Raw genomic sequence first — 21,119 nt, 5'->3', positions numbered from 1 at the left:
GTAGGGGGTATAGTTGCGGTATGAGTAGTTACAGCCCCGAGCAGGACGATCTGCTCAAGCGCCTTCGTCGTATCGAAGGTCAGGTAGCCGGAATTTCACGCATGGTCGCAGACGACCGGTACTGCATCGACGTGCTCACCCAGGTATCCGCCGCGACGAGCGCGTTGCAGTCCGTGTCCCTGAAGCTTCTCGACGCCCACCTTGCGGGTTGCGTCGTCGAAGCTGCCAAGCAGGGTGGTCCGGAAGCGGACGTCAAGATCAAGGAAGCTCAGGCGGCCATCGCTCGCCTCGTTCGTTCGTAAGGTGTCGGTCCGTCACTCCGTGATGGACCGCGCGAGCGCCCGGGCGGAGAAGCTCACGAAGTACTCGGGTGTGACTTCTTTGGCGATGTTGATGACGATGGTGTCCGACAGGCCTTTGAGTCCGGAGAGCACGAGATGGATCAACGCGGGGTCGTCGATCAACCGGCTCCCTTCGGCTGCAGCAGATTCGGTGAGCGCTCGAATCAATGCCGAGTTGTAGACCGCTACGGATGCGTGAAGTTCCCGCATGCTTTCTCGGTCGGACCCGGCCATGCCTTCGATGTCGCGCCAAGTGGTGGTGAGTCGACCCACCCGTGCCCAGTGCCGAGCAAACTCGGAAATCATGGACTCGAGTAAGGCGCTCAGTCCCTGCTCGCGGGGGAGCGAGTTCACGAAGTCCGCCATTTCCAGCTGACTTTCGCTGAGGAGGGCGGCGAAGATGTCCTGCTTGTCGACGAAGTACTGGTAGATCAGGCCAGTACTGGTGCCGGCTCGTTTGGCGACAGCGCGGATCGTGAGCGCGGAGTAGCCTCCTTCGTCCAGAAGCGAGATCGCCGCGTCGAGAGTTCGGCGTCGACGCACTTCGGCGTCGCCGTAGATCGACTTGCTGCTGGTACTGCTCATTTGATCACCGTAGTCGCGGTGGTCGGCATCCTCAATTCACATCGAACACTGTTCGTTGTCGAACGCCGCCCAGAATTCGATGTGACTCAGATCATAGAATGAACATTGTTCGAAATAGAATGAACATCGTTCATTCTGGTGTTACGGTATGGCGCAGACCACATCGAGGCCAGTGCAAAGTGCTGGACACTCTGCGGTCGGCCTGACCTTTCTTCCCGTATCGATCGGGAGGTCTACACAGTTGTGGAGTACCTATGACACGCACTAACGATGAACGCGCGGCGATCGACATCGCCGCTACGGCTGGAGAACTTCTGCTCGACCATCGGAAATCCCTCGGCGAAAACGACGGTGATGTCGCGACTTTCAAGAACGCGGCCGATCGGCTCAGTCACGAATTCATCGTCGCCGAACTTGCCCGACGCTTTCCTGCGGATGCAGTGCTGTCGGAGGAAGGGGCTGACGACCTCGCGAGGCTGGCTGCGGATCGGGTGTGGATCGTCGACCCTCTCGACGGCACCCGTGAGTACGGCGAGGCCGGACGACCGGACTGGGCCGTTCATGTTGCACTGACCGAAAACGGTGTCCTCACAACAGGTGCGGTCGCAATGCCTGCCCTTGGCGTCACCTATTCGAGCAGCGATGATCGAACCGAACGGGATGCCGCGACGCCGGTTCGAGTCGTCGTATCGCGGACGCGTCGTCCGGAACCGGTCATGCGCATGGCCGACTCGATGGGCGCGGAGTTGATCGAAATGGGATCCGCCGGAGCCAAAGCAATGGCGGTCGTCTCGGGTGAGGCAGACATCTATGCACATGCGGGCGGACAGTACGAGTGGGATTCGGCGGCGCCCGTTGCTGTCGCACGTGCTGCGGGACTGCATGTTTCGCGTATCGATGGCAGCGAACTGCGCTACAACCAGGAAAACCCGTGGTTGCCGGATCTGCTGATCTGCCGACCCGAACTCGCCCCGAAAGCACTGGAGGAACTGGGCCGATGACCGCGACACTGACGCACCTCGAACGACTCGAAGCCGAGAGCATTCACATCATGCGTGAAGCTGTTGCCCAGAGCGAAAACCCGGTGATGTTGTACTCGGTGGGCAAGGACTCCGCCGTGATGCTGCATCTGGCGCGCAAGGCCTTCTATCCGTCGAAGCTGCCGTTTCCGCTTCTGCACGTCGATACCACGTGGAAGTTCCGTGAAATGTACAAACTTCGTGACAGTACCGCCGCTGCAGGCGATCTCGATCTGATCGTCCACACCAACCCGGACTGCGTGAAGCAGGGGATCAACCCGTTCACTCACGGCAGCGCTGTCCATACCGACATGTGGAAGACCGAAGGCCTCAAACAAGCCCTCGATCACTACAAGTTCGACGCTGCATTCGGCGGCGCCCGCCGTGACGAAGAAAAATCCCGCGCCAAGGAACGCATCTTCTCGATCCGATCAGCTGCGCACCGTTGGGATCCCAAGCAGCAGCGACCGGAACTGTGGCGGATGTACAACGTCCGCAAAGCGCCGGGCGAGAGCCTGCGCGTCTTCCCTCTCTCGAACTGGACCGAGCTGGATGTGTGGGAATACATACGCCAGGAAGAGATTCCGATCGTTCCGCTGTATTTTGCCGACAAGCGGCCCGTCGTCGAGCGGGACGGTGCGCTGATCATGGTCGACGACGACCGGATGCCGTTGCTGCCGGGAGAGACTCCGGAACTCAAGAGCGTTCGTTTCCGCACCCTCGGCTGCTACCCGCTGACCGGAGCCGTCGAATCGACCGCCACGAGCCTGACCGAGATCATCTCGGAAATGTTGCTCACCACCACTTCCGAACGCCAGGGACGGGTCATCGACCACGACTCCAGTGCGTCGATGGAGAAGAAGAAGCAAGAGGGGTACTTCTGATGACTGTTTCCTCGGATCTGATCGCTGACGACATCGAGGCGTACCTCGAACGTCATGCAAACAAGAGCATGCTGCGATTCATCACGTGCGGCAGCGTCGACGACGGCAAGAGCACCTTGATCGGCCGTCTGCTCTACGAATCGAAACTCGTCTTCGACGACCAGTTGACGGCGCTCGAAGCCGATTCGCGCAAGAGCGGAACCCAGGGGGAGGGGCTCGATTTCGCGCTCCTGGTCGACGGTCTCGCCGCCGAACGTGAGCAGGGCATCACGATCGACGTCGCCTACCGCTACTTCACGACCGAGCGACGCAAGTTCGTCGTCGCCGATACTCCGGGGCACGAGCAGTACACCCGAAACATGGTGACGGGCGCGTCGACCGCCGATCTTGCTGTGATCCTTGTCGATTCCCGCAAGGGGATACTGACTCAGACCCGCCGGCACTCGTATCTGGTGTCGTTGCTGGGGATCAAGCACGTGGTGCTTGCCGTGAACAAACTCGACCTCGTCGACTACTCGCAAGAGGTCTTCGATGCCATTACCGCGGATTACGCAGAGTTCGCTCACGAGATCGGTCTGGACGGGTTCGTCGCCATCCCGATGTCGGCATACATGGGTGACAATCTCACCGAGCGCAGTGCGAATACCCCGTGGTACTCCGGACCAAGCCTGATCGAGCATCTCGAAAGCGTGGACATCGACGATGCTGCCGCCGCGGCTCCGTTCCGGATGCCGGTGCAGTGGGTCAACCGGCCGGACCTCGACTTCCGCGGATTCTCCGGCCAGATCGTTTCCGGCACCGTATCTCCCGGAGATCCCATCCGCGTGCTCCCCAGTGGAAAGACGTCCACAGTCGAGCGCATCGTGACCATGGGTGGCGACCTCGACGTTGCCGGTGCGGGCCGCTCGGTCACCATCACGCTCGCCGACGAGATCGACATCAGTCGCGGTGATGTGCTGTCCATCGGCGACAATCCGCCGGCCGTAGCCGATCAGTTCGAGGCCTGCATCGTCTGGATGGGTGAGGCTCCCATGCTGCCCGAACGGCCGTTCCTGTGCCAGATCGGTACCGTCACAGTCACTGCGCGCATCACCAAACCGAAACACAAGATCAACGTCAACACTCTCGAGAAGACCGCAACGACTACTCTCGCGCTCAACGAAATCGGTGTGTGCAACCTCAGTTTCGATCGACCGGTCCCGTTCGACCCGTATGTCGGCAACCGTGACACCGGTAGCTTCATCCTCATCGACCGCCTTACCAACGGCACTGTCGGTGCGGGCATGATCACGCACTCGCTGCGTCGATCGGACAACATTCACTGGCAATCCGTCGACGTCGACGAGGCCGCGCACACCAGGCTCAAGGGACACCAACCCGCAGTTCTGTGGTTCACCGGTCTCTCCGGTTCGGGAAAGTCGACCATCGCGAACGATGTCGAGCGTCAACTGCACGCACTCGGCGCGCACACCTACCTCCTCGACGGAGACAACGTCCGTCACGGGCTGAATCGAGACCTCGGATTCACCGAAGCCGACCGCGTCGAGAACATCCGTCGCGTCACCGAGGTCACCCGACTGATGGCGGACGCCGGTCTGATCGTGCTCGCGTCCTTCATTTCACCGTTCGAGGCCGAGCGTCATGCCGCCCGCGAATTGATCGGCGACGAACAGTTCGTCGAAATCTTCGTCGACACCGCGCTTGCCGTCGCAGAGGAGCGAGATCCCAAGGGGCTGTACAAGAAGGCTCGACGTGGCGAGTTGGTGAACTTCACCGGCATCGATTCGCCGTACGAACCGCCGCAGAACCCTGACATTCACATCGACACCAGTGTCACGACGACCGAGGACGCTGCGATCGCGATCGTCGACCATCTCCGCGCCCGCGGAACTATTTCTTGATCCGCCTGAACACGAGGAGCATCCATGCCTGACAGGGCTGAAATAGTTTCTGCCGTAGAAGATTACGTCAAGTGTCTCGGAAGTCACGACGTCGACGGACTGGTTGCGCTGTTTGCGCTCGACGCAGTTCAACACGAACCGCTGGGGGTCCAGACCTACCGCGGAATCGACGAGATTCGCGAATTCGATACCGCGAACGCGCAGGTCGATTTCACAGTCAGCCTGCTCGGTCCGATTTCGGTGACGGGAAAGTACGCAGCCATGCAGCTTCGGGTGCAGCGCGCCGGTATCCCCGACTTCGCTGCCACCGATGTGTTCGAGTTCGACGAGAACGGCAAGATCATCTCCCTGAGTGTTGTTCTCGATCCGCAGGCGCTGTGCTGACCCATCAGGGCCTGCTGGCAGGCAAGGTTGTCGTCGTCTCGGGAGTGGGCCCGGCGCTGGGTCGTTCGATTGCGCTGCAGAGTGCGGCGGCCGGAGCGAAGGTTGTTCTGGCTGCCCGCACACCCGAGCGCTTGGAATCGGTGGCAAGGGAGATTCGAGACCGCGGCGGAATCGCGTTGGCCGTCCCGACGAACCTCACCGACGTCGATTCGATCGCTTCGTTGGCGGAGACAACTGTCGCTGAGTTCGGTGCGGTGCATTGCTTGGTGAACAACGCATTTGTTCAACCCGCGCAGGTCCCGCTCCTGGACGCCGACGTGGTGTCCATCCAGTCGGGCATCGACATCAACTTGCTCGCGGCGTTGAACGTCACCAGAGAATTTGCTCCGGCATTGATCGAGTCGCACGGGTCCGTCGTGATGGTCACGTCCATGGTGTTGCGCAACCAGCTTCCCGGGTTCGGGGCCTACCGCATCATGAAATCCGGGCTCCTGGCAATGGCACGCAGTTTGTCGATCGATCTCGGTCCCAAGGGTGTTCGAGTCAATTCGGTTGCTCCCGGCTATATCTGGGCGGACTCGGTCAAGAACATGTTCGAGAAGAAGGCGGCGGCGGCAGGAGTCGACCCCAAGATGATCTACGACGAGATCGCAGCGGGCGCCGATCTGCGCCGATTGCCGGAGCCAGATGACATCGCAAACGCTGTCGTCTTCCTCCTGTCCGATTCAGCGAGGGCCATCACAGGGCAATGTCTCGACGTCAACTGCGGTCACACGCACCACTGATCAACTCATACAAGGACTAGCCATGACACAGGATTACGACGGCATCGGTTCCATCGATGACCTGCACCAGGCTGCGCGCGAGGCGGCCGGGTACGAAAACTTCGGCAGCGAAAGCTATCTCGAAGGACTTCGAGTTCTCCTCGAGTCGTTCCAGAACGAGGCCGACCTCACTCCTCACGGCAAGGTGATCGCTCGCAAGATGATCGTCGGAGCGCTCGCGGGTCGCCTGACCAGTGAGGCCGGATTCGCGAAATATCCAGAGCACGTAGATGTTCCGATCAAACGCCCGATCTTCGTGGTCGGGTTGACCCGCACCGGCAGCACCGCGCTGCACCGTTTGCTCGGTGCCGACCCAGCGCATCAGGGCGCCGAGATGTGGCTCGCCGAGACGCCGCAGCCGCGCCCCGAGCGCGACACGTGGTCGGAGAACGAAGATTACGTTCGCTCCGACGCCTTCTACCGTGCTCGCCAGCGTAACGAGGCAGACCTGATGAAGGTTCATTTCATGGGGGCGGAGGAGGTCGAGGAATGCTGGCGGCTGCTGCAGCAGACGATGCTCTCGACCGCGTTCGAGACGGTGGCGTACGTGCCGAGTTACACCCGGTGGCTGGCGGAGCAGGACTGGACCGAAACATATGCGCGGCACAAGAAGAACCTGCAGTTGATCGGGCTGCACGACCAGGACAGACGGTGGGTGCTCAAAAGCCCGAGCCATGTCTTCGCGATCGACGAGATCATGTCGGTCTATCCGGATGCACTGTTCGTTCGGACCTTCCGAGACCCGTTGACATCGATGGCGTCCACCTTCAGCCTCGTAGAGCAGGGCGGACACGACATGTCGAAGGCATTCGACCGTCCCGCCATCGGGCGCACGCAACTGGACCTGTGGGCGCGAGGGAACGCGAACTTCAACAATGCCCGTAGCCGTTACAACCCCGATCAGTTCATCGACGTCGACTACAAGGACTTCATCGCCGGTGCGGTCGGCACCGTCGAGAAGATCTATGCACAGTTCGCCCTGCCCTTCACAGACGACGCCCGCGCCGCGGTGGAGGCGTCGCATCAGGCCAGCCTTGCCGAGCACCGTCGTCCGTCGCATCGCTATTCGCTCGAGGATTTCGGCGTGAGCGCTGCCGACGTCGAAGCGAAGTTCGCCACCACACCCTGAAGCCCTCCGGCCCTGTGCGCCTTTTTGGTAGTGCCGACTACCAAAAAGGCGCACAGGGGCGAAGCCCCAACCGAAACAAGGAGATTCACATGAATGCTGTTTGGGAAAAGTTCTGCGCAGATCTGCTCGAGGTCGGAAAGGTCCTGGAAGACGAGATCGTCCCTCAGGATCCGCTGACTCAAGCCGAGGGCGTCCGCTACCTGAGTCGGTTGCTTCGGTACGGCACGATCAACTGTGTTGAGTACACCGATCCGCGGTGGCCGCAGTTCTCGTCGGCTCCGAACCCGAACATGATGACGAAGATCGGTGCCGACAACCCGGACAACGTCTACATGCGCGCCAACATTTCCGGTAAGTACAACTACCGGATCATCGGCACCCGAGGCACCGTCCCGCTGATCACCTTCGGCTCGCGCGTAAATCGGTACCACATCGACGGCACCATGCTGCAGACCGGCGATCTGCATATCCACGACCTCGAGGTCGACGAGAACGGCCGTTTCGAGTTCATCGCGAGCGTCGACAAGCCCGATGAGGGCGCTTGGCTGCCTTTGGCGCCCGACAGCAACCTCATCTCCGTTCGGCAAACTCACCAGGATCGACGCAACGAGATTGTCGGTGATCTGACCATCGAATGCCTGAACCCGGACGGGGAGTTCGTCCCGTTGACTCCGGAAGAGATCGGCGAGCGCCTCACCAAGTCCGTCGGGATCGTGAAGGGGATGGCGGAGACCTTCCTGGAATGGTCGCGCAAATTCCAGCCGCACACCAACGAGATCTTCGACTGGGGACAGGACTACTTCCAGGATGCCGGCGGCGATCCGACGATCTTCTACTTCCACGGTTACTGGAAGCTCGCCGAGGACGAGGCGTGGGTCATCGAGACCGAGGTTCCGAACTGCGAGTACTTCAACTTCGTGCTGCAGAACTTCTGGGTCGAGTCCCTCGACTACAACCGCACGAACATCTACATCAACAATCACACCGCGAAGCTCAACGACGACGGCACCATGACAATCGTCGTGGCGGCGAAGGATCCGGGTTATGGCAACTGGATCGACACCGATTCGCATGCCGAGGGGACATGGGCGCTGCGCTGGATCAAGGCGGACTCGCACCCGATCCCGACGTCGAAGGTAGTCAAGATCTGACACGCTGACGGAGATTGGGAACGTATGTACACCAGGAAGATTAGGTTCGGCCCTCGCTTTGTCGCGCTCGGGCTTGCCGGTGCATTGATGTTGGCCGGCTGCGCGTCGAGCAGTGGGGACAACTCGGGATCGGCTTCACCGAGCAGTAGTGGCGCAGCTGGTTTTGTGGGCGCCCCAGATGTGGGGGAGCGGATCGACGGCGGTGTTCTCACCTTCGGGTCCTATTCGTTCCCTTCCTCGTTGGACCCCACGAGAACGCAAGCCGCCGGTTCGACCGGCGGAACCGAAATGGCCGCGATTTACGACACGCTGGTACGCAGCGACTCCACAAACGGGAGCTTCGTGCCACAACTCGCGAAGACACTGTCGAACAACAGCGACTTCACCTCGTACACCGTCACTTTGGCTGACGGCCTCACCTTCAGCGACGGAAGTCCGCTCGACGCGGAAGCGGTGAAGTGGAGTATCGATCGATTCGTGGCAGGCAAGGGTGATGTATCGCAGACCTGGCTCAACATCGTGGATCGGATCGAGACGCCCGACGCCACCACAGTCGAATTCGTGCTCGAGCGGCCCTGGCGTCAATTCCCGGCGCTGTTGTCGCTCGGGCCCGGAATGATCGTTGCGCGAAGTTCAGGGGGAGAGGCAGGGTCGGTTTCAGGAACCGGGGAGAGAGCGTTCACACCGATCGGGGCGGGTCCGTTCACCTTGGCCAAGTTCGCCCCGCACGAAGAACTGGTACTCGCCGCACGCACGGATTATCAGGGCGGTAAACCTCCACTGGACACAGTGCGGTTTGTTCCCACGTCGGGTGCGCAGTCTCAGTACGAATCGTTGAAGAGCGGCCAGATCGACATGACGTACATCCTCCGCGACGAGGCCGTGATCGAACAAGCTCTCGACGACGGATACTCGGGTTACCTCAGTCCGACCGGACAGAACGGGATTGGCACGATCAACAACCGTGAGGGCAAGCCCGGGGCCGATGTTCGCGTCCGTCAGGCGATCGCCTACGGGGTGGATCCGGCGGCGGTCAATACCCGGGCGAACAACGGATTGGGCACCGCCAGTTCCGAACTGGTCCCGCAGACGTCACGTTGGTACAACAACACAGCAGGCATTCCGTTCGATCAGGTGAAGGCAAAGGCGCTGCTCGATCAAGCGAAGTCCGACGGGTACGACGGGAAACTCCGCTACCTCACCACCTCGGAGCCGAGCCAACAGGCGACGGCACTGACGGTTCAGGCTTCGCTGAACGCGATCGGTTTCGACGTCACCATCGACTACGCGACCGATGTGACCGATCTGGTTCGACGGGTATACAAGGACCACGATTTCGACATGACCAGAGGTGGCGCTCCGGTCGGAGAAGAAGCGCCGTACCTCAATTTGTACAACAGTGTGGCCAGTGATTCGAAGAACAACCCGTCCGGCTTCGCGGACCCGGAGATGGACGCGATGATCACAGCTGTGCAGACGGCATCAACGGACAATGCTGTCCGTGAGGCGATCAGCAAGGTGCAGGAGTACGCCAACGCGACTGTGCCTTACGTGATCTGGGGGCCGGCGTCGGTGTTGACCGCATGGGACGGCAACGTTCACGGCGTCGTACGCAACATCACCGACATCATGTTCTTGGGCGGCGCTTGGATCTCGCCCAACGGCGAAACGGTGGAACGATGAAGTGGTCCTTGGCCGGTGCGATGATCGACGCCCTGGAACTGTGCGAGTTGGCGCAGGTCGCCGAAGAGGTGGGGTTCGACGGAATCGCGATGCCGGATTCCGTGTTCTATCCGGAGCAGGTGTCGGCGCCGTACCCGTACACTGCTGACGGGAAGCGGATGTGGGCGCCCGAGACGCCAATGCCTGATCCGTTCATTGCCATGGCGGCGATGGCGGCCGTCACATCGCGAATTCAGTTCTACACCAACGTGTTCAAACTTCCACTGCGCGATCCGCTGTTGGTAGCCAAGCAGGTCGCGACCATGGCCGTGATGTCGAGGAACCGCGTCGCTCTCGGCGTCGGTTTGTCCTGGATTCCCGAGGAATTCACCTTCATCGGTACCGAGATGCGCACCCGCGGCGCGCGTACCGACGAAGCCATCGAGATCATCAAGGCGGTGTGTGCGGGACGTGGGCCGGAATGGGTCGAATACCACGGCAAGCACTACGATTTCGACGCTCTGATGATCAGTCCTGCTCCGGAAATTCCGGTTCCGATCTACATCGGTGGGCACAGCGAACCGGGGTTGCGCCGTGCAGCCAGGCTGGCCGACGGTTGGATGTCGGTGAACACGACCAAAGCCGAATTAGCCTGCGCCATCGATCGTCTCACGGAATTGCGGGTCGAGTACGGTCGTGCCGATATTCCTTTCGGCGTCAACGTCTCGCCGACGGATGTTCGTGATCTGGACGGATATCGCGAACTCGAGACTCTCGGAGTCACGGAAATCAGAGTTTTGCCCTGGTATCACTACGGAGTTGACTCCGGTGATCGTCAGGGACGACTCGACTCCATTCGGCGGTTTGCCGAGGAGGTCATCGCTCAGTACTGATCGATCAGCGTCTGCATCGCCCGGCCGTAGAGTTTTGCCAACTCGTCGCGATCTGCGGACTGGGGGATACTCTCGTCGCTGAGGACGCTCAACAGCCCGGACACCTGGGCGGAGACCAGGAGTGCGCGGGTGTACGCGTCTTCGCCGTCTAGACGAGCGGCGAGATTGGTGGCAAATACTCCGGTCATGTCTCGGAGTCGCTCCCGGATGCGTGGACTGTCCGACGCTCGCATGAGCGCTGTGTACACCGACAGCATCCGGGCGTCGGCCTTGCCCAGGACGAAGGCGGCGATTCGCTCACCGAGGGTGTCGAGTGGGCCGTCGAACTGGCCTTCGAAGTAGTCCGCAACCGGCGTGGTTTCCAGGAACAGTGCTTCTTTGGACCCGAAATGCCGGATGACCAGGGCCGGATCGATTCCGGCAACTTTGGCGATGGCGCGAACTGACGTGCCGCCGAACCCGTGCTCGCCGAACAGTTGGAACGCCGCCGCGCGAATCGCCTCGGATGTCGAGGGGTGCTCCTGCTCTGGCGTGTGCCTCGTGGGTGTCACGACATCGACCTCTGTGCTCGCTCGCCGACCGCGTTGTCAACGGCGTTGACTATAACGTGTCAACGGTGTTGACTGTTGAGTCTGTCAACGGTGTTGACATCTAGATGCGGTTAGTGAAGAGAGCGTGGAATATGACAGATACCGACGTCCGAGTACCCAGCGAAGAAGTTGTCGATCCGCCGACCAATTGGAAGATGGTGGGCAGTGGACTCGCATTTCCGTTGTTCTTCGTCATCATGTTCTGCTTGTGCTACGTCAGCGCCTTCCATTCGCCGACGCCGAATCAGGCACCGATCGTGGTGGTCGGGTCGCCGTCCGTCACGGCCCCGCTGATCGACGGAATCCAGGCTTCGTCGGGTGACAAGTTCGACATCGTTGCCACAGCCAACGCCGCCGACGCACTCTCTCGGATCGACAACCGCGATGCGATCGGCGCCATCGAGATCGGTGACGCCGTGACCGCACATATCGCCACCGGCGCGGGCGCCTCGACGGTTTCCGTGGTGAGCAGCTTGGCGCATTCGGTTGCGGAGCAGACGGGGCAGCAGGTCACGGTGATCGACTCGGCGCCTGTCACGGCGCGCGACTCCTCGACTGTCGGACTCTTCTACTTCCTGATCGTCTGCACCCTCGGTGGCTACCTGACCATCACGGTGCTCAGTCAGGTTGCGCCGAGAATGCGGTTACGCGAGCAGTATTCGATCCTGGCCGGTGCGGCGATACTCACCCCGCTCATAGCCTTCGGCATCACCAGCATCTTCATGCACGCCTTCGGGGCGTCATTCGGCCAGATCCTGCAACTGCTGGGAATCTCGATGGTTTACACGTTCACCGTCGGTGCGGTGAGCATTCTGCTCAATCGACTGCTCGGCCAAGCCGCGATCTTCGCGGTGCTGACGGTGCTCGTTTTCATCAACTTCCCGAGTTCGGGTGGTGCCATTCCGGTGTCGTTCCTGCCGGGATTCTGGCAGCACATCCATTCGTTCTGGCTCGGATCGGCAGCCATGGAGCCCATCCGCTCCGTCATCTACTTCGATGGGAACGGCGCCGGACCGCACCTGCTCGTTCTGGGGATCTGGCTGGTCGCGGCACTCGGCCTGACCGGACTGCTTGCCTCTCGGCAGTCGGAAAAGGCGGCAGCGCAATAAATGTGGTGGGGCCGGCGATTGCCGACCCCACCCGAACCCTTTACTTCAGCCGTACCGCGTCGGTGCCCGGTCCGTCGAGCATCGCGGACCCCAGCAGGATGTCCGGAATGCCGAACCCGTCGATCAGTGTCTCGACGTGGGGGCGCAGGGTGCGGCAACGCTCGTTGATTCCGCGCGTCACGGCCTTCGAACGCTCCACCGACAGATGCCGGTGCTCCATGAACCAGGCCTTGTCCTCTTCGATCACGGACAGTGCGTAGAGATCGCACACCTCGCCGAAGAGTTCCTTTGCGGTCTCGTCCTCACACGAGTCGATGCCGGCGACGAATGCTTCCAGGATGACGCGCTCGATGTGCGCCTGAGCGGCTTTGAGTACGTGGTCCTGCACGAAGTTGAACGCGTCGAACGGGTTCTCCTCGCGCTTCTGCGCTGCCTGCAATCGCCTTGCCGCAGTGGCGAGTAGGTACTCTTCGCGGTCTTCGAACATCTTCATCTGGGTGCCGCGGTTGAAGAGGCTGCCGTCCTCTTCGTTGTCCTGGCGAGTGTCGACGATCGTCTGCAGGATCTGCTGCGCTGCCGTGCGTTTCTTGACCACGTCGGAGACCGTCGTAGCGGCGAAGCGCATCCAGTCGACAGGGCTCATGCCGCGGACTTCGTCGGCGTAGGAGGTGAGGAGTTCTTTTGCGACCAACTGCGTCAGAACGTGGTTGTCACCCTCGAACGTGGTGAAGACGTCGGTGTCCGCCTTGAGTGCGGTGAGGCGGTTCTCGGCGAGATAGCCTGCGCCGCCGCAGGCTTCGCGTGCCTCCTGGATGGCCCGAGTGGCATGCCAGGTGTTGGCGGCCTTGAGTCCGGCGGCGCGACCTTCGAGTTCGCGCTGCTCCTGCGGATCCGGGTCGTCGCTGCTCTGGATGTCGTGCATCGCGGCTACGAGTTCGTTCTGTGCGAACTGCAGAGCGTACGAGCGGGCGATCAACGGCAGCAGACGCTTCTGGTGGACGAGGTAGTCCATGATCAGGACTTCGTCGTCACTCTTCGGAGCACTGAACTGCCTGCGCTGCAGGGCGTATCGACCGGCGATGGCCAATCCGACGCGGGCGGCCGCTGCCGCGGAACCACCGACGGTGACACGTCCACGAACCAGTGTGCCGACCATCGTGAAGAAACGACGGTTCGGGTTCTCGATCGCCGAGCTGTACGTGCCGTCCTCGGCGACGTCGGCGTAACGGTTGAGTAGATTCTCACGCGGGATGCGGACCTGGTCGAAGACGATGCGGCCGTTGTCGACTCCGGGCAGTCCACCCTTGAGCCCGCAGTCGGACGTCGTGACGCCGGGGAGGTCGTTGCCGGCGTCGTCACGAATCGGCACGACAAAGCAGTGGACGCCCTGACTTTCGCCTCCGGTGATCAGCTGTGCGAACACCGCTGCGACGGTGGCGTGCTGGGCAGCGCCGCCGATGTAGTCCTTGCGAGAGGACGGAGTGGGGGAGTTGACGACGAACTCGCCCGTCTCGACGTCGTAGGTCGCCGTGGTTTCGAGTTCCTGGACGTCGCTGCCGTGACCGGTCTCGGTCATCGCAAAGCAACCGAGCAGGTCCAGATCGATCAGCGGCTTGACGTACGCCTGGTGGTGACGCTCGGTGCCGAGGTTTTCGATGGCGCCGCCGAACAGACCCCACTGGACGCCGGCCTTGACCATCAGTGAGAGGTCGGACATCGCGAGCATCTCGATGCTGGTGACGGCGCCACCCGCGTCGCCCGTTCCGCCGTGAGAGACGGCGAAACCGTTTGCGGCGTACCCGAGATCGGCGAGGACCCGCATCTGTTCGAGAGCCTTGGAGCGCGCAATGGCGGTGTTGGGTGTGTAGTGCGGAGCAAAACGTTCGTCGTTCAATTCGCCGCGAACGCGCTCACGCACCTCCCGCCAGCGTCCGTCGAGTGTTGTCCTGAGGTGGTCCGCTGTGGTGGCCATGGAACCGACGATAGCGCGTAGCGCACCGCGGGCAACCCGGTTCGATCCCAACCTCACATTCAGCAGGAGCCCGCGGCACCCGCTTCGATTCCTTGGCGGAAGAGTTCCTTCTCGCTCTCGGACATAGCCTGGTACGAAGGGTCGTTCTCGACGATCTTCAGGAAGTCGGCGCCCGCCGTCTGGGTCGACGTGTCGCCGCTCTGAACACGCTGCTGAACGTAGACGGACACCGCCGAACACCCGCCGAGAAACGCGGGGTCGGTGCTCGTCGCCGCGGTGGTTCGAGCCGAGTCGGTGGCGCTCGGCGGCGACGAAACTGTCGCCTTGTCGTCGTTCGAAGCGTCCGAACCACACGATGTGAGAAGAATCGCAGCCGAGACCATCAGCGTCGTCAACAGTCGCTTCATGCCCGGAATCGTCTCACGCGGGGCCCGGTTCGACCGGAAAACTCGCCTCGAGCACCGAAGTCCTACACCCTGTCGTTGTCAGATTCGACAGAACTGGGACACTGGAAGCCGTGACTGTGTCTTCCGGTGATCCCGACGTGCATGCAACGAACTCCGCTCGGCTCTTCGAACGTGCCGGCAACGTGATTCCGGGTGGCGTCAACTCGCCCGTCCGCGCGTTCGGTTCGGTCGGCGGAACACCGCGATTCATTCGCGAAGCATCCGGCTACACCCTCACCGACGTCGACGGAAACAACTACGTCGACCTGGTGTCGTCCTGGGGTCCGATGATTCTCGGGCACGCTCACCCGGCAGTCGTCGAAGCCGTTCGCGAAGCCGCGCTCGGAGGTCTCTCCTTCGGTGCGCCGACCGAAGGCGAAGTCGCTCTTGCCGAGGAAATCGTCGCCCGCGTCGCGCCCGTGGAAAAGGTTCGCCTGGTTAACTCCGGAACCGAAGCCACGATGAGCGCAGTCCGCCTCGCCCGCGGATTCACCGGGCGGACCAAGATCGTCAAGTTCTCCGGTTGCTACCACGGCCACGTCGACGCCCTTCTCGCCGACGCCGGATCCGGCCTCGCGACGTTCGGGCTGCCGACCTCTCCCGGCGTGACCGGCGCTCAAGCAGAAGACACCATCGTCGTGCGCTACAACGATCTCGACGCGGTGGCCGCGGCCTTCGCGGCCAATCCCGGCGCCATCGCGTGCGTCATCACCGAAGCTGCCGCCGGAAACATGGGCGCCGTCGCACCGCTTCCCGGTTTCAACGAAGGTCTGCGTCGTCTCACCCGTGAGCACGGCGCACTCCTGATCATGGACGAGGTGATGACCGGATTCCGCGTCAGTGCCTCGGGTTGGTACGGCATCGACAACGTCGCAGGCGACCTCTACACCTTCGGCAAGGTCATGAGCGGCGGCCTGCCTGCCGCAGCATTCGGCGGCCGCGCCGACATCATGGGCCACCTCGCACCGGACGGTCCCGTCTACCAGGCAGGCACCCTCTCGGGTAACCCCGTAGCCGTCGCCGCCGGACTCGCGAGCCTGCGCGCCGCCGACGCCGAGGTGTACGCCAAGCTCGGCCGGAACGCGACCGCCCTCGGCGACCTCATGACCCAAGAACTCACCGCCGAAGGCGTCGAACACCGAGTGCAGTACGCAGGCACCTTGGTGAGCGTGTTCTTCACCGAGAACACGGTGACCAACTACGACGAAGCCAAAGCCGCGCAGACCTGGCGATTCCCCGCCTTCTTCCACGCACTGCTCTCCCGCGGCGTGTACCCGCCGCCGAGCGCGTTCGAAGCGTGGTTCGTCTCCGCAGCCCTCGACGATCGAGCCTTCTCGATCATCGCCGACGCCATGCCGCACGCAGCCAAGGCCGCAGCTGCTGCCGTCAAGCCCTGACCAGTTCCCATTCCAGAACACCCGCACGCTTCCGACATCCATCATCTTCAGCGAGGACCCTCGACTGTGACCGACGCCGATCACCCCGACCACACGTCCACCCGCACCATCGTCCACGTCCTGCGCCACGGCGAAGTACACAACCCGCGCGGGATCCTCTACGGACGGCTCCCGGGCTTCCGGTTGTCGGTGGCGGGCGAAGCTCAGGCTCGTGCGGTCGCGTCGGTGCTCGCCGATCACGACATCACCCACGTGGTCGCGTCGCCGCTGCAGCGGGCGCAAGAGACCGCGACTCCGATCGCCGAGGCACACAAGCTCGACATCGTCACGGACGAAAACCTGATCGAGGCAGGCAACGAGTTCGAGGGTCTCAAGGTTGCCGTCGGGGACGGTGCGCTCTCGCGTCCGCGTCACTGGTGGAAACTGCGTGACCCGTTCACCCCGTCCTGGGGCGAGCCCTACCTGCAGATCGCGCATCGCATGCTCGCAGCCGTCAATGCCGCACGCGTCGCGGCAGTCGGACACGAAGCCGTCGTCGTCAGCCATCAGCTTCCGGTCTGGACTCTGCGTCGATTCCTGCAGGGTGAGCGTCTGTGGCACGATCCCCGTCACCGTCAGTGTGGACTGGCGTCGTTGACGTCACTGGTCTACGAAGGCGACACCCTGGTCGACATCGTCTACTCCGAACCTGCCGGCGCCTCCGACCCGAGAGTGACAGGAGCATGATTTCGCGCCGCATCGCCGCAGCATTCGCAGCCGCTGCGTCGGCGATGCTTCTTCTCTCGTCCTGCGCGACCGGCGACGACGCCGTCGCACAGGGCGGAACTTTCGACTTCGTCTCACCGGGCGGACAAACCAAGATCTTCTACGATCCGCCGTCCGACCGAGGCACCATCGGCAAGCTCTCCGGGCCCGATCTGATGAACGAAGGTCAGAAGGTCGGTGTCGAGGACTTCGAGGGCAAGGTCGTCGTCCTCAACGTCTGGGGTCAGTGGTGCGGACCGTGCCGCGCCGAAGCCGACGACCTGGAACAGGTCTACGAGCAGACCAAGGATTCGGGCGTGCAGTTCCTCGGCATCAACGTCCGCGACGACACCAAGAACAAAGCGCAGGACTTCGTGGTCGACAACAAGGTCTCGTACCCGTCGATCTACGACCCGTCGATGCGTTCGCTGATCGCCCTCGGTGACGGCTACCCCACGTCGGTCATTCCGACGACGATCGTCCTGGACCGCCAGCATCGCGTCGCCGCGGTGTTCCTCCAAGAACTTCTCGCCGAGGATTTGCTGCCCGTCGTCCAGCGAGTAGCTCAGGAAGACGCGCAGTAAAGATGACAACCACGACCACTACGCTGCTGGCCGGCAGCGACACACTGAGTGCCGGTGTGGGCGAAGCGTTTCAGAACGCGGCGTCGTCCGGTCCGCTTCTGCTCGCCCTCGGCGCCTGTGTGCTCGCCGGTCTGGTGTCGTTCGCTTCACCGTGCGTCGTGCCGCTCGTTCCCGGCTACCTGTCCTACCTGGCCGGCGTCGTCGGTGCCGACGCTCCCGCGATCACCGCCGAAGAGGCGAAGACGCGGACGATCACCCGGAGCAGTCGACTGAGGGTGGCCGGTGCGGCCGGACTGTTCGTCGCGGGCTTCACCGTTGTGTTCGTCCTCGCGACCGCGTCGGTATTCGGCGTGATCTCCACGCTGCTCGTCAACCGCGAGGTCCTGATGCGAGTGGGCGGTGTCGTCACCATCGCAATGGGTCTCGTCTTCATCGGGCTGATTCCGGCGCTGCAGAAGGACGTTCGTTTCGAACCGCGTCGCGTGTCGTCACTGGTGGGTGCGCCGCTGCTCGGGGGAGTGTTCGCTCTGGGCTGGACGCCGTGCCTCGGTCCGACATTGGCAGGCGTGATGTCCGTAGCGGCGGGAACCGACGGGATGACCGCCGCGCGTGGTGTCACGTTGATCGTCGCGTACTGCATCGGACTCGGCCTGCCGTTCATCATCTTGGCGCTGGGATCGGCGCGCGCGCTGACCGGCGTCGGCTGGTTGCGTCGTAATGCACGCACCATTCAAATTTTCGGCGGAATCATGTTGGTGGCAGTGGGAATCGCCCTCGTCACCGGCGCGTGGGACCAGTTCGTCGGCTGGGTTCGCGACGCATTTATCTCGGAGGTGACGCTGCCGATATGACAGCTGACGACAATAACGACCACCCGAAACCCGTGCTGCCGAAGCAGTCGGTGATCGGTCGAGTCGTTGCACTCGGGCGCAACACCTGGCGCGGGCTCACCTCGATGCGGACCGCGCTGGTACTGCTGTTCCTCCTCGCGCTCGCTGCGATCCCCGGCGCCCTGCTGCCACAGCGAACCCTCAACGAGGGCAAGGTCACCGACTACATCGCCGCGCGTCCGACGCTCGGTCCGTGGATGGACCGCCTCGAATTGTTCGACGTGTTCAGCAGTTTCTGGTTCACCGCGATCTACGCATTGCTCTTCATCTCGCTGGTCGGCTGCATCCTGCCGCGTTGCGTGGAGCACGCGAAGGCGCTGCGCACCCGTCCGGTGAATGCGCCGCGCAATCTTGCTCGCCTGCCGCACCACACCACGAGCGTCGTGGACGGCGAGACTCCTGACGAACTTGCTGCCCGGGTGTCGAAAGAACTGCGCGGGTGGCGCGTCGAAACGCGTCGCGGCGATTCGAAATCACGACGCGAAGGCGAAATCACCATCTCGGCGGAGAAGGGATACCTCCGCGAGTTCGGCAACCTCGTGTTCCACCTCTCGCTGGTCGGATTGTTGATCGCGATCGCCGCGGGCAAGTTGTTCGGCTACGAGGGCAATCGCATCGTCATCGCCAACGACGGCCCCGGGTTCTGCACGACCTCGCCGGCAGTGTTCGACTCCTTCGTCGCCGGTCTGAGCCTCGACGGCACCGGCATGACCCCGCTGTGTGTACGTGTGAAGAATTTCCAGGCCGACTACCTCGAGACCGGTCAGGCCGAGATGTTCACCTCGGACATCTCGTACCAGGCAGGCGACGACCTCGAGTCCGATACCTGGCGGGACACGACCATCCAGGTGAACCACCCACTGCGGATCGCCGGCGATCGTGTGTACCTGCAGGGACACGGATACGCGCCGACATTTACCGTCACGTTCCCGAACGGTGAGACCCGCACCGAGACGCTCCAGTGGCGTCCGGACGACGCCACGACGTTCCTGAGCAGTGGCGCGATGCGCTTCGACCCGCCGGGCGGCATGTATCCCGATGCGGACGAGCGTCGGAAGAATCAGATTGCCATCGAAGGATTGTTCGCGCCCACCGCGCTGTTCCACGGCAACCTGCTGTCGTCGAGTTACCCGGCGATGAACGATCCGGCAGTCGCCATCGACATCTACAAGGGCGACACCGGACTCGATACCGGTAACCCGCAATCGCTGTTCGAACTCAACACCGAACTGATCAATCAGGGCCGACTGGTCAAGCAGGATCGAGTCAATCTGTTTCCGGGGGAGAGCGCGACGCTTGCCGACGGAACCCAGGTGCGATTCGATGGTGCCGTCGACTTCGTGAACCTGCAGGTCTCCCACGATCCCGCTCAGGTGTGGGTGTTGGTTTCGGCGTTGACCATGATGGCGGGCCTACTCGTCTCGCTCGTGATCAAGCGTCGCCGCGTCTGGGCACGTATCTATCCAGATGACGAACGACGTACTGTAGTAGAACTTGGTGGGCTTGCCCGCACCGACCACGCAGGCTGGGGCGACGAGTTCGACCGCCTCGCCGACCGCTTGCTGAAAAGCAATCCGACCACCGCGGTGAACCAACCGCACGCGCAGGAGAACGCCCGATGACAACGAACGAGACACTCGCGCAGTACAGCGACTGGGCCTTCAAGTCCGCCTTCACCGTGCTCGTGCTGGCGTTTGTGCTGCTCATCGTGCAGTACGCGTCGGCCAGAGCAAAGGCGGTTCAGGACAAGGAACTGGTCTCCGCCGGCGGTGTCGACGCATCCGTGCCTGGCAGGGTCGCGGAGACTCCGAGCAAGTCGCTCTCGGAACGATTCGGCGGAATGGGCCGAGCTGTCCTGGTCGTCGGAACGGTGCTGATCATCGCGTCGATCGTGCTCCGCGGATTTGCGACGGAACGATTCCCGCTCGGCAACATGTACGAATTCGTGGCGATGGCGTGTGCGGCGTCGTTGCTGGTCGGGCACGTCCTGTTGATCAAGCCGGCGTACCGTCCTATGTGGGTCTTCTTGCTGGTGCCGGTTCTGATCTTGATGTTCCTCGCCGGCACGGTCCTTTACGCCGACGCGGCTCCCGTGGTTCCGGCGCTGCGCTCGTACTGGCTTCCGATTCACGTGACGATCGTCAGCGTCGGTTCCGGAATCTTCATGATCGGCGGTATCGCGAGCCTTCTGTTCCTGCTGCGACTGAAGTTCCCGCCCGGTGACGAAGGCACGAGCATCGGTGGCCGGATCGCAGAGCGACTGCCGGATGCCCAGACTCTCGACCGCTTGGCGTACAAGAGCACGATCATCGCGTTTCCGCTGTTCGGCGCCGGCGTCATCCTCGGTGCCATCTGGGCGGAAGCTGCGTGGGGACGCTTCTGGGGTTGGGATCCGAAGGAGACGATGTCCTTCATCGCCTGGGTGATCTACGCGGCCTACCTGCATGCGAGGGCAACGTCCGGGTGGCGCGAGACGAAGGCCGCCTGGATCAACATCGCCGGTTTTGTTGCGATGCTGTTCAATCTCTTCATCATCAACATGGTCGTCTCCGGCTTGCACTCCTACGCGGGCCTCACCTGACCCTCTCGAGGTACCGTGGGTGGCTGCCGACCG

General features: G+C 62.3%; 21 protein-coding genes. 17 read left to right on the top strand and 4 right to left on the bottom strand.

Annotated elements, in window-relative coordinates; all coding sequences use genetic code 11:
- Nucleotides 1-20: 20 nt before the first annotated feature.
- Nucleotides 21-302 carry a metal-sensitive transcriptional regulator gene (locus P3G66_RS21215; protein ID WP_003942012.1) on the top strand — a complete coding sequence of 94 codons (282 nt, stop codon included), beginning with the start codon at nucleotides 21-23 and terminating at the stop codon, nucleotides 300-302.
- 12 nt (nucleotides 303-314) lie between these two features.
- Here the strand turns inward: P3G66_RS21215 and P3G66_RS21210 are convergent, their stop codons facing one another.
- Nucleotides 315-926 carry a TetR/AcrR family transcriptional regulator gene (locus tag P3G66_RS21210; protein WP_003942004.1) on the bottom strand — a complete coding sequence of 204 codons (612 nt, stop codon included), beginning with the start codon at nucleotides 924-926 and terminating at the stop codon, nucleotides 315-317.
- A 254-nt stretch (nucleotides 927-1,180) separates the two neighbouring features.
- Here P3G66_RS21210 and P3G66_RS21205 point away from each other — a divergent pair, with 254 nt between their 5' ends.
- The 9 genes from P3G66_RS21205 to P3G66_RS21165 all read left to right on the top strand — a co-directional run bounded on the left by P3G66_RS21205 (nucleotide 1,181) and on the right by P3G66_RS21165 (nucleotide 10,773).
- Nucleotides 1,181-1,927: a 3'(2'),5'-bisphosphate nucleotidase CysQ gene (locus P3G66_RS21205; protein WP_058227480.1), complete on the top strand. Its 747-nt coding sequence runs from the start codon at nucleotides 1,181-1,183 to the stop codon at nucleotides 1,925-1,927.
- On the top strand, nucleotides 1,924-2,829 hold the full coding sequence (gene cysD / locus P3G66_RS21200) for a sulfate adenylyltransferase subunit CysD (protein ID WP_019744365.1): 906 nt from the start codon (nucleotides 1,924-1,926) through the stop codon (nucleotides 2,827-2,829). Before P3G66_RS21205 ends, cysD begins: the two co-directional genes overlap by 4 nt.
- Nucleotides 2,829-4,730: a sulfate adenylyltransferase subunit CysN gene (gene cysN, locus P3G66_RS21195; RefSeq protein WP_007735300.1), complete on the top strand. Its 1,902-nt coding sequence runs from the start codon at nucleotides 2,829-2,831 to the stop codon at nucleotides 4,728-4,730. The genes cysD and cysN overlap by 1 nt, the downstream gene beginning before the upstream one ends.
- 24 nt (nucleotides 4,731-4,754) lie before the next feature.
- Nucleotides 4,755-5,114, top strand: a complete 360-nt coding sequence (locus P3G66_RS21190; RefSeq protein ID WP_042453021.1) for a nuclear transport factor 2 family protein — start codon at nucleotides 4,755-4,757, stop codon at nucleotides 5,112-5,114.
- On the top strand, nucleotides 5,108-5,899 hold the full coding sequence (locus P3G66_RS21185) for an SDR family oxidoreductase (protein ID WP_054187831.1): 792 nt from the start codon (nucleotides 5,108-5,110) through the stop codon (nucleotides 5,897-5,899). Before P3G66_RS21190 ends, P3G66_RS21185 begins: the two co-directional genes overlap by 7 nt.
- 22 nt (nucleotides 5,900-5,921) lie before the next feature.
- Nucleotides 5,922-7,067: a sulfotransferase gene (locus P3G66_RS21180; protein ID WP_058227482.1), complete on the top strand. Its 1,146-nt coding sequence runs from the start codon at nucleotides 5,922-5,924 to the stop codon at nucleotides 7,065-7,067.
- Nucleotides 7,068-7,156: 89 nt separating this feature from the next.
- Nucleotides 7,157-8,218 carry a DUF1214 domain-containing protein gene (locus P3G66_RS21175; RefSeq protein ID WP_042925645.1) on the top strand — a complete coding sequence of 354 codons (1,062 nt, stop codon included), beginning with the start codon at nucleotides 7,157-7,159 and terminating at the stop codon, nucleotides 8,216-8,218.
- Between the two features lie 24 nt (nucleotides 8,219-8,242).
- Nucleotides 8,243-9,901, top strand: coding sequence for an ABC transporter substrate-binding protein (locus P3G66_RS21170; RefSeq protein WP_276117077.1), 1,659 nt, complete (start codon nucleotides 8,243-8,245; stop codon nucleotides 9,899-9,901).
- On the top strand, nucleotides 9,898-10,773 hold the full coding sequence (locus P3G66_RS21165; protein ID WP_058227484.1) for a TIGR03619 family F420-dependent LLM class oxidoreductase: 876 nt from the start codon (nucleotides 9,898-9,900) through the stop codon (nucleotides 10,771-10,773). The genes P3G66_RS21170 and P3G66_RS21165 overlap by 4 nt, the downstream gene beginning before the upstream one ends.
- Here P3G66_RS21165 and P3G66_RS21160 read toward each other — a convergent pair.
- Nucleotides 10,764-11,324: a TetR family transcriptional regulator gene (locus tag P3G66_RS21160; protein WP_007735287.1), complete on the bottom strand. Its 561-nt coding sequence runs from the start codon at nucleotides 11,322-11,324 to the stop codon at nucleotides 10,764-10,766. The two genes, P3G66_RS21165 and P3G66_RS21160, sit on opposite strands and share 10 nt — an antisense overlap.
- 131 nt (nucleotides 11,325-11,455) lie before the next feature.
- Between P3G66_RS21160 and P3G66_RS21155 the strand changes: the two genes are divergently transcribed.
- Nucleotides 11,456-12,472 carry an ABC transporter permease gene (locus P3G66_RS21155; protein ID WP_058227485.1) on the top strand — a complete coding sequence of 339 codons (1,017 nt, stop codon included), beginning with the start codon at nucleotides 11,456-11,458 and terminating at the stop codon, nucleotides 12,470-12,472.
- A 40-nt stretch (nucleotides 12,473-12,512) separates the two neighbouring features.
- Here P3G66_RS21155 and P3G66_RS21150 read toward each other — a convergent pair whose 3' ends face one another.
- Both P3G66_RS21150 and P3G66_RS21145 read right to left on the bottom strand, forming a co-directional pair.
- A complete protein-coding gene (locus P3G66_RS21150; protein WP_024487810.1) occupies nucleotides 12,513-14,444 on the bottom strand; it encodes an acyl-CoA dehydrogenase in 1,932 nt (643 codons plus the stop codon).
- A gap of 59 nt (nucleotides 14,445-14,503) precedes the next feature.
- Complete coding sequence (locus P3G66_RS21145; protein WP_007735283.1) at nucleotides 14,504-14,851, bottom strand: hypothetical protein; 348 nt, start codon at nucleotides 14,849-14,851, stop codon at nucleotides 14,504-14,506.
- A 110-nt stretch (nucleotides 14,852-14,961) separates the two neighbouring features.
- Between P3G66_RS21145 and hemL the strand changes: the two genes are divergently transcribed.
- The 6 genes from hemL to ccsB all read left to right on the top strand — a co-directional run bounded on the left by hemL (nucleotide 14,962) and on the right by ccsB (nucleotide 21,086).
- Nucleotides 14,962-16,287, top strand: a complete 1,326-nt coding sequence (gene hemL, locus P3G66_RS21140) for a glutamate-1-semialdehyde 2,1-aminomutase (RefSeq protein ID WP_058227486.1) — start codon at nucleotides 14,962-14,964, stop codon at nucleotides 16,285-16,287.
- A gap of 66 nt (nucleotides 16,288-16,353) precedes the next feature.
- The gene (locus P3G66_RS21135; protein WP_003941868.1) at nucleotides 16,354-17,013 is read left to right on the top strand and encodes a histidine phosphatase family protein; all 660 of its coding nucleotides are present in this window, start codon (nucleotides 16,354-16,356) and stop codon (nucleotides 17,011-17,013) included.
- Nucleotides 17,010-17,615 carry a TlpA disulfide reductase family protein gene (locus tag P3G66_RS21130; RefSeq protein WP_007735280.1) on the top strand — a complete coding sequence of 202 codons (606 nt, stop codon included), beginning with the start codon at nucleotides 17,010-17,012 and terminating at the stop codon, nucleotides 17,613-17,615. The genes P3G66_RS21135 and P3G66_RS21130 overlap by 4 nt, the downstream gene beginning before the upstream one ends.
- A gap of 2 nt (nucleotides 17,616-17,617) precedes the next feature.
- Nucleotides 17,618-18,466, top strand: coding sequence for a cytochrome c biogenesis CcdA family protein (locus P3G66_RS21125; protein ID WP_007735278.1), 849 nt, complete (start codon nucleotides 17,618-17,620; stop codon nucleotides 18,464-18,466).
- Nucleotides 18,463-20,127 (top strand): cytochrome c biogenesis protein ResB, encoded by a 1,665-nt coding sequence (locus P3G66_RS21120; RefSeq protein WP_042453041.1) that lies wholly within the window; start codon nucleotides 18,463-18,465, stop codon nucleotides 20,125-20,127. The genes P3G66_RS21125 and P3G66_RS21120 overlap by 4 nt, the downstream gene beginning before the upstream one ends.
- Nucleotides 20,124-21,086, top strand: a complete 963-nt coding sequence (gene ccsB / locus P3G66_RS21115; protein ID WP_003941951.1) for a c-type cytochrome biogenesis protein CcsB — start codon at nucleotides 20,124-20,126, stop codon at nucleotides 21,084-21,086. Before P3G66_RS21120 ends, ccsB begins: the two co-directional genes overlap by 4 nt.
- Nucleotides 21,087-21,119 lie beyond the last annotated feature (33 nt).

Source organism: Rhodococcus sp. C3V (assembly GCF_029269915.1).
Classification (GTDB): Bacteria; Actinomycetota; Actinomycetes; order Mycobacteriales; family Mycobacteriaceae; genus Rhodococcus_F; species Rhodococcus_F qingshengii.
The sequence above is the reverse complement of the archived record's forward strand: the minus strand, read 5'-3'. Positions and strand labels throughout refer to the sequence as shown.